Origin of the sequence: Pseudomonas sp. IT-196MI5, from assembly GCF_949767415.1 — a bacterium.
In the GTDB taxonomy this organism is placed as follows: domain Bacteria; phylum Pseudomonadota; class Gammaproteobacteria; order Pseudomonadales; family Pseudomonadaceae; genus Aquipseudomonas.
On sequence record NZ_CATKPZ010000012.1, the window covers coordinates 1 to 13,929 of the forward strand.

11 protein-coding genes are annotated in these 13,929 nt (G+C 53.9%); 5 read left to right on the forward strand and 6 right to left on the reverse strand.

Annotated elements, in window-relative coordinates:
• Positions 1-24 precede the first annotated feature (24 nt).
• The 5 genes from ACM6IK_RS10975 to ACM6IK_RS10995 form a co-directional block, all read right to left on the reverse strand.
• A complete protein-coding gene (locus ACM6IK_RS10975; RefSeq protein ID WP_414874321.1) occupies positions 25-1,140 on the reverse strand; it encodes a GlxA family transcriptional regulator in 1,116 nt (371 codons plus the stop codon).
• 111 nt (positions 1,141-1,251) lie between these two features.
• Positions 1,252-2,652 carry a GABA permease gene (gabP, locus tag ACM6IK_RS10980; protein ID WP_108219393.1) on the reverse strand — a complete coding sequence of 467 codons (1,401 nt, stop codon included), beginning with the start codon at positions 2,650-2,652 and terminating at the stop codon, positions 1,252-1,254.
• 499 nt (positions 2,653-3,151) lie between these two features.
• A complete protein-coding gene (locus ACM6IK_RS10985) occupies positions 3,152-4,378 on the reverse strand; it encodes a maltoporin (RefSeq protein WP_218433834.1) in 1,227 nt (408 codons plus the stop codon).
• A 276-nt stretch (positions 4,379-4,654) separates the two neighbouring features.
• Entirely contained in the window at positions 4,655-6,319 is a 1,665-nt protein-coding gene (gene pgi / locus ACM6IK_RS10990; protein ID WP_414874322.1) for a glucose-6-phosphate isomerase, read from the reverse strand.
• 299 nt (positions 6,320-6,618) lie between these two features.
• Positions 6,619-7,623 carry a LacI family DNA-binding transcriptional regulator gene (locus tag ACM6IK_RS10995; RefSeq protein WP_414874323.1) on the reverse strand — a complete coding sequence of 335 codons (1,005 nt, stop codon included), beginning with the start codon at positions 7,621-7,623 and terminating at the stop codon, positions 6,619-6,621.
• Positions 7,624-8,082: 459 nt separating this feature from the next.
• On the opposite strand from ACM6IK_RS10995, the gene ACM6IK_RS11000 reads away from it, so the two are divergent.
• The 5 genes from ACM6IK_RS11000 (at position 8,083) to ACM6IK_RS11020 (ending at position 13,610) form a co-directional block, all read left to right on the forward strand.
• Positions 8,083-9,642: a sugar ABC transporter ATP-binding protein gene (locus ACM6IK_RS11000; RefSeq protein ID WP_414874324.1), complete on the forward strand. Its 1,560-nt coding sequence runs from the start codon at positions 8,083-8,085 to the stop codon at positions 9,640-9,642.
• Entirely contained in the window at positions 9,639-10,661 is a 1,023-nt protein-coding gene (locus ACM6IK_RS11005; protein ID WP_414874325.1) for an ABC transporter permease subunit, read from the forward strand. Before ACM6IK_RS11000 ends, ACM6IK_RS11005 begins: the two co-directional genes overlap by 4 nt.
• Before the next feature lie 46 nt (positions 10,662-10,707).
• On the forward strand, positions 10,708-11,634 hold the full coding sequence (locus tag ACM6IK_RS11010) for an ABC transporter substrate-binding protein (RefSeq protein WP_414874326.1): 927 nt from the start codon (positions 10,708-10,710) through the stop codon (positions 11,632-11,634).
• A 289-nt stretch (positions 11,635-11,923) separates the two neighbouring features.
• On the forward strand, positions 11,924-12,583 hold the full coding sequence (locus tag ACM6IK_RS11015; RefSeq protein ID WP_414874327.1) for a nucleoside triphosphate hydrolase: 660 nt from the start codon (positions 11,924-11,926) through the stop codon (positions 12,581-12,583).
• Positions 12,584-12,671: 88 nt separating this feature from the next.
• Positions 12,672-13,610, forward strand: a complete 939-nt coding sequence (locus tag ACM6IK_RS11020; protein WP_414874328.1) for a carbohydrate kinase family protein — start codon at positions 12,672-12,674, stop codon at positions 13,608-13,610.
• Here ACM6IK_RS11020 and ACM6IK_RS11025 read toward each other — a convergent pair.
• Positions 13,598-13,882: a hypothetical protein gene (locus tag ACM6IK_RS11025; protein ID WP_414874329.1), complete on the reverse strand. Its 285-nt coding sequence runs from the start codon at positions 13,880-13,882 to the stop codon at positions 13,598-13,600. The genes ACM6IK_RS11020 and ACM6IK_RS11025 overlap by 13 nt on opposite strands.
• Positions 13,883-13,929 lie beyond the last annotated feature (47 nt).

Below are 13,929 nucleotides of genomic sequence, written 5' to 3' on the forward strand. Positions count from 1 at the left end.
AATGGGGGTGGCAGGGACAGCCGATCAGCACGATTGCGCCAAATCGGAACGATCAATCATTCGAACACTGGCAAAAGTCGATTCGTTTCGAGCCTGGTCGAGCGCTGTCAGCGGTCTGGTCGATGACTGCTGTGCAGTTGCAAGCGTTGCCGGTTTGCGACTCATTTCAGAGCCGGAACGCTCGTCGCTCGGTGGAACACCAAAGTACTCGCGATAGCATTTGGAAAAGTGGGGTGTGGACACGAAACCGCATACATACGCCAACTCAATGATCGACAATGATGTTTGCTTGAGCAGTTGTCGCGCTCGAACAAGACGTAACCTCATGTAGTAGCGTGACGGCGTACAGTGCAGGTATTTCTGAAATAGCCGCTCTAGCTGTCGACGTGACAAATCAACGTATTGTGCAAGGTTATCCAGGTCGAGCGGTTCCTCGAGGTTGGCCTCCATCAACGCAACGATCTCCTGCAGCTTGGGCTGGTGAGTTCCCAGCACGTGCTTGAGCGGAACGCGCTGATGGTCCTGTTGGTTGCGTATGCGCTCGTAGACAAACATCTCAGAGATGGCAGCCGATAATTCACGACCATGATCGCGACCGATCAGATGCAACATCATGTCCATAGGGGCCGTTCCGCCGGAGCTAGTGAAGCGGTTTCGGTCAAGGGTGAACAGACTCGAACTGACGCTGACTCGTGGAAAAGCTTCCTGCATGGCGGCCAGAAACTCCCAGTGCACACTGCACTCATAACCGTCGAGCAGCCCGGCCTTGGCCAGTGCCCAACTGCCCGTGCACACGCCTCCCAGCCGTCTGGATTGACGCGCCAGGGCTTGCAGCCAGGTAATGTGCTCGCGGGTAATCACGCTCTGGATTCCAACGCCGCCGCACACGATTACAGTGTCCACCACCAATGGATTGCTCCACGAAGCATCTGGGGTGATCGGCACGCCATCACTGGCCCAGACGGGCTCTCCACCGGGGCTGAACGTATGCCAGCGATACAGCTGTTGTCCCGACAACTGATTGGCCATGCGCAGTGGCTCTACGGCTGACGCCAGGGAAATCAACGTGAATTTGTCCAGCAGCAGAAAACCAACTGATTTTGTAGGGGTACCGTCGGACACGGTGGAGTTCGATGACATCGGGGGTCATGTCCTCACGAAGAGCGATTACGGCCTGAGACACAGGCGCTTGTAATACCCCCAGCCATGGCGCGCGGGGGTATCAGGTTCGGCGCAAATACCTCCCTGGGGTTATCCCACCGACGTCGCCCTTGCATCCCGTGCAGGCTGACGCGATGTCACCAGACCGATAAAGGAAATCGCCAGCGCCAGCCCAATGGTCGAGCTCACTTCGCTACGGTGTTCCGGGGTGATCATCATGACCGCCAACGCTGCGCAAATGAACGCGATCACCAGCCAGGTGAGCCACGGGAACAGCCACATGCGAAAGGCCAGTTCGACATTCTGCCGACGCAGCATCCGGCGCATGCGCAGCTGCGACACCGCAATGGCCAGGTACACCAGCAAGGCAATCGCACCGGAGCTGGCCAGCAGGAAGTCAAACAGCCCGGCGGGCATGAAGTAGCTCCACACGGTGATCGCTGCGCCCAGCACGGTGCTGGCGATGACGGCTGCCCGCGGCACGCCTTCGGAGGAGGTCGCCTTCAGCGCCTTCGGCGCATCGCCACGACGGCCCAGCGAGTACAGCATGCGCGAGGCAATGTAGATCGAGGAGTTCATGCAACTGGCCACGGCGATCAGTACTACGACGTCCACCATGAACTTGGCATGGGGAATGTTCATGATTTCCAGGGCCCGCTGATAAGAACCTACCGAGGCCAACAGCGGATCGTTCCAGGGCACCACGGAGATGACCACGAAAATCGACAACAGGTAGAACACGCCGATGCGCCAAATCACCGAACGCGTGGCTTTGGCAATGTTCTGCGACGGGTTGTCGGATTCGGCGGCGGCGATGGTGACTGCCTCGGTGCCGATGAAGCTGAACATGATGGTGATGAAGGCGCCGACTACCGCCGACAGGCCGTTGGGGGCGAACCCGCCGTGTTCGGCCATCAGTCCGCTCAATCCGCTGACTTCCCGATCGGGCACCCAGCCCATCAGCACGGCAAAACCCACGCCGATGAAACCGATGATCGCCACCACCTTGGCCATGGCGAACCAGAATTCGAATTCACCGTACTTGGAGACACTGAACAGATTGGTGATCACCAACGCAATGATCGACACCAGGGCGAACAGCCAGGCATCGATCTGGGGAAACCACTGGTTCAACACATGGCCGGCGGCCAGTGCTTCGATAGGGATCACCAGCACCCAGAACCACCAGTACAGCCAACCGATGGTAAAGCCCGCCCAACGTCCGATGGCCTGATCGGCATAGGTGGAGAACGAACCGGTGTCCGGGTTGGCCACCGCCATTTCACCGAGCATGCGCATGACCAGAACGACGAGCAAGCCTGAGAACAGATAGGCCAGGAGGACCGCTGGGCCAGCCGCTGCAATGGCATGTCCTGAGCCAACGAACAAACCGGCGCCGATGATACCGGCGATTGACAGCATGGTGACGTGACGAGGCTTGAAGCCCTGCGCCAATTGGCCACTCGAATCCTTGGAGTTCGGGCTAATCATTGTTTTTTTTTTCTCTACTGATCGACATTTAAGCGAATTGATAGGGCAACAGATCATCATCATCATCATTGTTGCCTGCCGGGCTTCCTGAAGGAGGCACCCTTCAAACGCTGCAGTTCTTATCAAACCCATCATCGCGATGTGGTTATCTCGATAAAAAGATGCGCCACCTTACCCGGCTTGTCCGATGATTCAATTACCTGATCACGCCACCTCCGTGTCTGATATCGACACACGAATACATTGTGTTCACGCTTAAAACCAGTCAGTCACTAAGTGGCCAAAGGCAATCATCTCCGGTTCGTTGAGAGTTCCTTTAATAAAGTAGCGTCGATCCTGGTGTTGGCGCCGATGCCGAATACACCCAGTTGCCGAGATGTCACCAACCCAGTCTGATTCCTCACAAACCGTTGCCTGTGCTGGAATTGAGCTGATTTAGAGGTGGGTCGGTCTTGCGTCGGCACGTGGTTCAATTCGGCATCGGCGTCAACAAGGGCGCTTATTTCCACCAATACTCGATCTGAACCCCTACGTTGGAGCCTTGCAAGTCTGTACCAAACGCACCGGTATCAGACAGAGCCGATCCCGGAGATTGCAAGCTGGCGGCGCGTTGCGCAGCCTTGTTCCAGGTAGCGTAGGTGTAATACAGACGAAATTCCGGCCTGTCCCAGAATCCCGGGCCGTTCGGTGACCAAGTCGGCGCGATAGTGTACTTAGTCAGTTTTCGGGTACCGTCTGCGGCTTCAACCTGGTCGCGCCCAACCTCGGTGATCAGCTTGAACTGATCCGTGAACGCATAAATTGGCCGAACACCAATGGATAACCAGTTCTGATCATCACCTCCAGGGCGAGTGTCTTTTTGATAGACCAGTTCAACTTGACCACTGAAAGCATGAGTCAATTGCCAATCGAAAAACTCCACGAGCCGCCAGCTCTTGTTGCTCTCATCCAGCGTGGTATCACCGGTATAGCCCAATGCGGTGCCCGGCCCTCGGCCGTATTGAACAGCGAACTTGTTGACCCCGCCCAGAAACGCGACCTGCTTGTGCTGGGCAACCACCGACCAGCCCTGATGAGCATCCTCACGGCTCGGCTTGTCCAGATAACTGACGCCCAGCTGAACCTCGCCACCGGGATTTGTGTTGAATCCGCTGACGGTCACATCATGCCGGGTAACGAAATCCTTTTGGAAGACGTTGTCCTTGCGTGAGAGCACGTAGCTGTATTTCAGATCTCCCAATGCGACCTGGTCGAACCCAAAGCCCGTTGAGCTTTGGTTCCAGTAGAAGTAGTCGGAAATATTGATGTCGTTTCGGTTGTAGTAACGACGGCCCGCCCAGAAAGAACCGCCATTCAATGCCGGCATCTTGCTCCACTCTGCGTAGAGCTGACTCATCCGCGTATAGCCGTGCTCTCCGTCAAATTTGGGGCTATGGCCATACTCGTTGTTAAACTGTGCCATGCCTTCAACGCTAAGCATTGAGCCGTCGTCCAGTGAAAGCAGATCCTGGCGCAAATCCAGCTCCATATACTGCTCACATTCGTTGCCAAGGCGATATTTGGACTGCGCGCCCGGTAGCTGAAAACACGACTGTGTCCCTCCTTGAGTCGAATCTCCTACTCCGGTTCTGTAGTAACCGCTGAACTCTGTTGAATACGCATTAACGGGCAGAAAACCGGCAGCAAGAGACGCACCCAGAACTGCGCTGAGAGTTTTAACGTTCATTCATGACACCTTTTGTTTTTTATATTTATTGGACAAGGTCAATAATGCGAGCTAGCACGCTAGCTCCACACACAAGTTCCCGAACGGGAAATAAGTTAAATCGAATAGAGAACGCACCGTATCGCCTGAGCCAAAGCATGAGAAAAATCCATGCAGTGCCAGGCGGAGTGACGAGGGTAAGCAAGCGATTACTTAATCAATGAGTTAGTTAGCCCTCCTTAAGTTTTAGCTTTTGGAATGTATTTTCAGGCCATGCACTTGGAAGCCCAAACTACCTTAACCACGATGACGTCCTCGGAAGAAATCTATAAGGCCCTGCGTCGAGGAATCATCTGCCGGTTCCGCGTCATAGCGAGTCAGAAGGTTGTAGACGCTGTTGCCTAGCTCCTTGCCCAGCTCCACGCCCCATTGATCAAACGAATTGACTCCCCAAATGACACCCTGGACAAAGACCTTGTGTTCATAAAGGGCGATCAGCGCCCCAAGGCTATGTGGATTGATGATCTCAAGAGCAACTGTATTGCTTGGCCGGTTGCCGGGGATCACCTTATGCGGCGCCAGTCGTTCAATCTCACTGGATGAAAGACCTTTGGCTTTTAGCTCTGCCTCAGCTTCAGCGCGGTTTTTGCCTCGCATCAGCGCTTGGCTTTGAGACAAGCAATTGGCGTACAGCCATTCCTGATGATCAGCCACTGGGTTGTGGCTGACCACAGGCACAATAAAGTCAGCTGGAATTAGAGGCGTCCCTTGATGCAACAACTGGTGGTAAGCGTGCTGTCCGTTACATCCCACGCCACCCCAGATTACCGGGCCAGTGGTGTAGGAGACTGGCGTGCCGTCATGACGAACACTTTTGCCATTAGACTCCATGTCCATCTGCTGCAGGTGTTTCACGAAGTTGCGCAGATTATGGTCGTAGGGCAAGAACGCATAGCTTTGCGCACCCCAAAAGTTGTGATACCAAACGCCGAGTACCGCTAAAAGAACGGGAAGGTTCTGTTCCAATGGTTCATTCAGGAAATGTTGATCCATAGCGTACGCGCCGGACAGCAGTTCCTTAAAGTTAGCGATGCCAATGGCCAGAGCAATCGGCAGGCCGATTGCCGACCAGAGTGAGTAACGGCCACCGACCCAGTCCCACATAGGAAAAATGTTTGCTTCACGGATGCCGAAATCCAGCGCAGCTTGACGATTACTCGTCACCGCAATGAAGTGGCGATATAGCTTCTCTTCCGTCCCGCCCTTGGCCAGGTACCAGCTTCTACAAGCTTGCGCGTTCTTCAACGTTTCAAGGGTACCGAAGGTTTTGCTGGAGATGATGAACAGCGTTGTTTCTACGTTCAGATCGGCTGTAACCTCGCGGAATTCATTGCCGTCGATGTTAGCCAGGTAATGGCACCGCACCCCATGCCGAGCGAAGGGCGCGAGTGCTTCAGAGACAAGCTCAGGGCCCAGAAATGAGCCACCAATACCAATGTTTACGACATCAGTGATGACCTTATCGTTGTAACCACGCCAAAGATGACTATGGATACGACTCACAACGTCAGTCATCTGCGCCAGGGCACCATGCACATCGCGCATCAAGTTGCGGCCATCGACCATCAAGGGTTCACCCACTGGTCGTCGCAGCGCGGTATGCAGCACAGGACGCCCCTCGGAACAGTTGATTTTTTCTCCACTGAACATGGCATGCGCGGCCTGTTCCACGCCAGCCTCGCGAGCAAGGTTTACAAGCAGTGAGCGCGTCTTGTGAGTGATCAGGTTTTTGGAGTAATCCAGAAACAGCCCGCAGCCCGCCAGGGAGAAGTCTTGAAAGCGTTTACTGTCATCTTGAAAGGCATCGCGCATACTGAAGTTGTCCATGCTCTCACGGTGTTCGAGCAACTTGCGCCATGCCGGCAACGCCGTCACATCACTCGTTTTGTTGTAGTTATTCATGCCCAGTCCCTCTTTGCCAATACGGCCTGCGCCGTCTGAACCAACGATTCTAATGTGGAGGTTTTTTGCTTTCGCGAACGCACAAGTGCCCGGCAGCGATACGCGCTACAGTTTTAGTGACTACCCTTTATCGGACTGCGCCCACCAGATCGGCGCGCTCATGCAAACATGCACGACAAATAAAAACGAGCTACTGATCGTTCAGTTTAAAAGTTACTCAGGCGGCTGGACTTGGAAAAACAATTGCAATAATTCACGTCCGCAACCGCCAGATCATCAGGATAAATGCCTGAGTACTATTATTTGGGAAAGCCGCAAGAGTCTCGCTGAATTAAAGAGGGTTTCAATCGCAGCGTCTGGCGTCGTCCTTCCGGTTGCTTGATACGCTTCAATAGAAGCTTCACAGCCTGTGCTCCAAGTTCCTCGAGAGGTTGCGCCATAACGGTCAGTCGGGGGCTAAAAGCATCCGCCCAATCGAAATCGTCAAAGCCGACCAGCGCGATGTCCTTCGGCACTTCAAGCCCTGTTGCACGCAGGGCCTGCATAGCACCAATGGTCATCAGGTTGTTGGCAGTCATGATGGCGGTCGGCGGCTGCTCCAGCGCCAATAAACGGCGAGTCGCTTCCATGGCCGGCGCAATCGCCGATTCACCACAGCAAACCAATTGCTCATCGTAGGCAATGCCTGCGTCAGCCAAGGCCGCACGGTAACCGTCAATTCGTTCAAGAGAAGAAGACTGGGTCAATCGTCCGGAGACCATCCCGATACGCCGATGTCCAAGTTTAATCAGGTGTGCAATCAACTCTTGAGAGGATTGCTTATTCTCTACCCCCACCTGATCGAAAGACGTCGACAGAAGTCGGTCGATGAGAACCGTGGGTATTTTGTTGGCCTTTAAGTAATTAAATACTCTATTTTCTGGATCATATTCCGAGGCCAGTACAATGCCGTCAACCCGTCTTTCATGCAGCGCTTTGATCGCTTTAAGCTCTTGTTCAGGATCTTTTTGCGTATTGACCAGAATCATCATCAAGCCGCTTTTCGCACAGGCCGCTTCGATGGCACGTACTGTTTCACTGAAGTAATAGTTCGACAGAGTAGCAATCGCTACCCCTATAGCACCTGAAGAGGAGCGTGCCAGAGACCGAGCGAGCGAGTTTCGAATATAGCCCACGGACTCTACAGCCTGATTCACGCTACGAACGGTGTCCGGATGTACTTTGCGAGTACCGTTGAGTACATGGGATACCGTAGACATTGATACGTTTGCGGCCCGCGCGACATCACTCATCTTTGCGCCCACTGTGTACCACTCCTTTCTCACGTGAATTCATGGATAGCGCCGGGACCATGCCCGGCAGTAAGCCATTGTAAAGCTCACGACGAGAAAATGTGTCGCAAGCTCCAGGAATCGGTGCAAGGACAGGCGCGCAATATCGAGGAAGACCCAGCGAGGTGCGCTGCGCACCGATAGCGGGTGAGGCGAGACGATGGAATCCGCTATGCAGCATAGCCGGGCACTCCTTTTTTATTATTTTTACGACCACGTAGCGGACCGTTAACGGGACGCAGGGACGCTGTCGAAAAAAGCATAGCCGAGACGAAAGCGCTTGCGCAAGCGCTTTCCTAAGTCTTTCAATTTCCCTCCAGAGCAAAGGAAAGCGCTTGCGCAAGCGATTTCCTTTGCACTATGTTTGTCGAACAAGAACACCGATGAGAGGTTTCACTGCTTCTCAAATCGGCAGATAAGGAGTCAACCGCTATGCTCAGTACTGGATCTGAAAGTCCTCCTCCTGCTCTATTGGAAATGCGTTCCATCTCCAAGTCATTCAATGGCGTACGCGTGTTGCATGACATCGACCTTAGTATTTTTCCCGGACAAATCCACGCGCTAATGGGCGAAAACGGCGCCGGAAAATCCACTCTGATGAAAATCCTGTCGGGAGCCTATATAGCCGACAGTGGCACTATCCGAATCGATGGATGTGATATTCGAAACTATGGCCTGAACGATGCGAAGTGCCATGGCATTTCAGTTATCTATCAAGAGCTCAGCTTGTGCGCGAATATGAGCGTGGTCGAGAACATCTACCTGGGTAGAGAAATTCGTCGATGTGGGGTTGTAAACCACAAGGCAATGACCGAAGGCGCGCAGGTTGTACTAAAGCGACTTGGCGTCACATTTGATCCACACGCGCTGGTCGGTACATTGTCGATCGCCGACCAACAACTTGTTGAAATCGCCCGCGCCATTCATGCCGATACGCGAATCCTGGTGATGGATGAGCCTACAACGCCGCTGTCTTCAAAAGAGACTGAAAGTCTATTTGCGTTGATTCGCCAGTTACGTGATGACGGTGTCGCAATCATCTATATCAGCCATCGAATGGCTGAAATATACGCTCTGTCCGATTTCGTTTCGGTGCTCCGGGACGGCCGTTACGTGGGTTCGCTGGACCGTGGCACGCTATCGGCTGAAACCCTGGTCCGGATGATGGTGGGTCGCGATGTTTCCGGTTTCTATGCCCATGAGCGTGCTACGTGTTCTTACGAGCAACCGGTACTACGTGTCCGCCACCTTACTGATGGTTTAAAAATTCGAGATTGCAGTTTCGACCTGTATGCCGGCGAAATTCTCGGGATTGCAGGGCTGGTGGGCTCAGGGAGAACAGAACTTGCCCGATTAATTGCAGGTGTCGATGCATACTCGGGTGGACACATTGAACTGGACGGCGAAGTTGTAGCCATACGCTCCCCTCGCGATGCAGGCAATGCAGGTATCGCCTATCTGACAGAAGACCGTAAAGCCTTGGGCCTCTTTCTCGATATGAGTGTCCACGACAATATCAATGTTTGTGTATTGGGAAATGATGCTTCATTGACGGGTTTTGTGGACCGGACGGCTGGAACCGGACGTACCGAACAAGCCATTCAGGCACTCAATATAAAAGCATCTCCAGACATCATTGTCGGCGCGCTGTCTGGAGGCAACCAACAAAAGGTTTTGCTGGCTCGTCTGCTTGAGATGAAGCCCAAAGTGCTGTTCTTGGACGAACCCACCTCGGGTGTCGATATTGGAGCCAAAACAGAAATATATAAAATAATCAATGCATTGGCCGCCTCCGGCGTTTGTGTCGTGATGATTTCAAGTGAACTGCCAGAGATTGTTGGAATCGCTGACCGTGTATTGGTCATGTGTGAAGGGAAACTTGTCGCCGAACTCGGTGGCCGCAGCGGTGTTGATATCACACCCGAAACCATTATCGCGTTTGCCACAGGCAGCGACAGCTTGACTCTAGCCAACGGAGACTTAGTTCAATGACTTCCCCACTGCAACGCAAAGCAGCAAGTGACTTCATCACACCCAATGCGCGGAGCATTGCCGGACCTGGCGCACAGGAGAAAATGCGTCAACTGATGAGGGTAGCGGGCATGCTTCCCGTATTGTTGCTCCTGTGTGTGGGCTTCAGCCTGATGAGCGACAACTTCTTCTCGGCGCAGAACTTCTCGATCATCAGCCAACAAGCCTCTATCAATGTGGTATTGGCATCCGGCCTGACTTTCGTGATTTTGACCGGGGGCATCGACCTTTCAGTGGGTTCGATCCTGGCTGTTTCCGCGGTAGTGGCGCTGTTGATATCGCAAGTTCCCGGATTGTCCTCTCTGGCCATCCCTGCGGGGCTTGGAATCGGCCTGTTGCTCGGGCTCGTCAATGGCGTATTGGTCGCTTTTGGCAAGCTGCCTGCGTTTATAGTCACACTGGGCGGATTGACGGCGATGCGTGGGATCGCACGCCTCATCGGCGAAGACAAAACGGTGTTCAACCCCGACTTGTCATTTGCCTTCATTGGAAACGATACGTTGTTCGGGGTGCCATGGCTGGTTGTCATCGCGCTGGTAGTGGTGACTCTTTCGTGGCTCATTCTTCGTCGGACGGTTTTAGGCGTACAGATTTACGCAGTGGGTGGCAATCCTGAGGCCGCGCGGTTATCGGGAATCAAGGTCTGGAAAGTCCTGCTCTTCGTTTACGCCATATCCGGTTTGCTGGCAGGTGTGGGGGCCATCATGACTTCCGCTCGTTTGATGGCGGCCAACGGTCTGCAAATGGGCCAGTCCTATGAACTCGACGCTATCGCCGCCGTCATCCTGGGTGGCACACGTTTCACCGGCGGCGTCGGCACCATCGTCGGTACGCTGATTGGCGCCCTGATCATCGCGACACTTTCCAACGGTCTGATATTGCTGGGCGTTTCGGATATCTGGCAATACATCATCAAGGGTGTCGTCATCATCGGGGCGGTAGCACTCGATCGTTTTCGGCAGACCGGCGCACGAACCTGAACGCTATAAAACTCCTCTAATACTCCAACAATAAGAGACTGTGCTCATGAAAAAAACAATATTGGCCGCTGCTTGTGCACTCCTGGCATTTAATACCGCTCAGGCGCAAGAATTGAAATCCGTCGGGATAACCGTTGGCTCGCTGGGAAATCCGTATTTCGTAGCGATGGTAAATGGCGCCAAAGCGCAGGCATTGCAGATCAACCCCGCCGCAAAATTCACCTCAGTCTCGGCCGACTACGATTTAAACAAGCAGTTCACCCAGATCGATAACTTCATTTCGTCGGGCGTAAACCTGATTCTTGTCAATGCCGTCGACCCTGTAGCGATTGCACCTGCGATTGCCAAAGCCAGAAAGGCCGGCATAGTAGTTGTGGGGGTTGATGTCATGGTGCAGGGTGCCAACGCCACGGTACAGACAGATAACGTTGAAGCCGGCAAGATGGTCTGTCAGTACATTGCCGAGCAGCTGGGTGGCAAGGGTAACGTTATTATCCAGAATGGTACGCAGACTTCAGCAGTCCTGGATCGCGTCAATGGGTGCAAGAGTGTTTTCGCACAGGCACCCGATATCAAGGTACTGTCCGATAATCAGGATGCCAAAGGCTCTCGCGAAGGTGGCTACAGCGTGATGCAAGGCGACCTGACTCGCTTTGCAAAAATCGACGCGGTGTTCGCTATCAATGATCCCCAAGCCATAGGTGCAGACCTGGCAGCAAAACAACTCAAGCGTAAAGGCATCATTATCGCATCGGTGGATGGGGCTCCCGATATAGAGACCGCACTCAAAAGCGATACACAGATCCAGGCTTCTGCCTCTCAGTCCCCTTGGGGCCAAGCACAACAGGCCGTAACGATGGGTAACGACCTGCTGAATGGAAAATCCCTGGAGAGCACAACGGTACTGCTTCAACCCTCACTCGTAACCCGAGCTAATGTTATGGAGTACAAAGGTTGGCAAGCTGACCAATGACTAATATGCGGTTTAGTCAGGTGGCATAGGCGTATCCAGCCACATCTGGAATGCGGGTAATGGCTGCTGCGAGGTGCTCGCAGTAGCCGAACAACCTGAATTTAATGATCTTCCGGTGGCTCTGGTTAAGTATCAGGCCCATGGATGTGCTTCAGTTATGGGCCTCTTAGAGGTTTGCTCGCTAAGGACTCTGTTGATCCTGTTGTCATTATGAATTCATAAGTGTTGTTCAAGCTCCATGCATCTCGGTATGGGAGCTTGAGCGACGCCTGCTGACGAGAAACCTGGCATGTTTTCCAACGCAAACACAATAGTAAGCATAGAGCTACTTGACTACGTCAAGGCCCTGTCTGGTAATCGAATTGTCGTTGCGCTAGCGGGGCCACCTGGTGCCGGTAAGTCCACCGTCTCGGAGGCCTTGGTAGAGGCCCTTAATAGTATCAAGCCGGGGAGTGCAGCGGTCATTCCCGGGGATGGCTTTCATTACGATGACGCGGTTCTTGGATCCTTGAACCTTTTAGACCGTAAGGGCTCCCCCGATACATTCGATGTGGGTGGCTTCAGGAGTCTGCTGCTGCGGCTTCGTGCGAACAACGAACCAACGGTTGCCGTTCCAGTATTCGATCGTAACCTGGAGATATCCCGTGCCGCAGGTCGATTGGTTTCCTCTGACGTGAAATATCTCATCGTAGAAGGAAACTACCTTCTATTGAATCTTGCCCCATGGTCGTCCTTAAGGGACTGTTTTGACACCACCATTATGCTGCAGGTTGACCGTAAAACCCTGGAGACGCGACTGCTTGATCGATGGCGATCATTCGGGTTCGATGAGTCTACTGCCTATGAAAAAGTTCATTGCAACGACCTTCCGAATGCCGAATTTGTGATTTCGGCCAGCAGTAGAGCTGACTTCACGATCACAGATGAAGAACCTGCTTCTTCTCCTTGAGCGAGAGTGTCGCAGCCGGCGTGGCTGCCTATCAACAGGCCTATTAACGCTATCGACAACGTAGCGAACCATTAAAGAGCAAACGACTATGTATCTGGTATGTGGCGAAGCGCTGTTCGATTTTTTTAGTGAAAACGACCCCGGAGCTCAAGCTTCAAAAATAAACTACAAGGCCATTACCGGCGGTTCACCATTCAACGTCGCCGTCGGGCTGCGGCGCCTGGGTATCGACGTGGCGCTGTTTGCCGGGTTGTCCACCGACTATCTGGGCCGGCGTTTACAGCAAGTATTGCAGGACGAAGGCGTGCGTTTGGATTACCTTCAGGACTTCGACGCACCGACCACCCTTGCCATGGTCGCCGTTGGTGCCGATGGCTCGCCGCATTACAGCTTTCGCGGCGAAGGCTGCGCTGATCGTCAGCTGTTGCCGGGGCATTTGCCTGAGTTGGGCGCTGAGGTGCGAGGGTTGCATATCGGCTCGTTCTCGTTGGTGGTGCAGCCGATTGCCGATACCCTGTTGGCTCTGGTCTGCCGGGAAAGTGGCAAACGCCTGATCAGCCTCGACCCCAACGTGCGACTCAACCCAGAGCCGAATATCGAATTGTGGCGCGAACGTATCGGCGCTCTGGTCGAACATGCCGATCTGGTCAAGGTCAGTGACGAAGACCTGAACCTACTCTACCCCGAGCGTGATCCGCAGAGCGTGATCGAGAGCTGGCTGGAGCACCGCTGCCAACTGGTATTCCTCACCCGTGGCGGTCAGGGCGCGACAGTTTTCAGCCGCCGTCATGGCACTTGGTCGGTGCCTGCCCGTGCCGTGGCGATGGTCGATACCGTAGGCGCCGGCGACACCTTCCAGGCGGCATTGATTGCTTGGCTGACTGAGCAGCAACTGGATTCGGTGGAGGGCTTGCACTGCTTGAGCCGTGAACAGATCGACGCAATGCTCGACTTTGCCGTCAGCGCCGCGGCCCTGACCTGCGGTAAAAACGGGCCGGACTTACCTTTTCGGCATCAGTTGCATTGATATCTGGTCAGGATTGTTTCGTCGGCACTGCACTCTATCCTGATCGCGCCGCCTCCGTGCCGGATATCAACCTGGGAAAACTTTGCACCCGCAGTTGATGCCGGGTTTTGGCAGTCGCGCGCGATCAAGGAAAAACTCACGTCATCGGTGTATCGAATTTCGATGGCGCTCAACTCAAGCAGGCGGTGAACGAGATCGTTTCGCTCCAGCTGCCGTGCTCCGCCTTGTGGTGAAAGGTTGCAATCGACCTGGCTCCACGCAATCACAGCCATTAAAAAAAGCGGCCCTTTGGCACCGATAACATCGTTTCTCGGCGGCG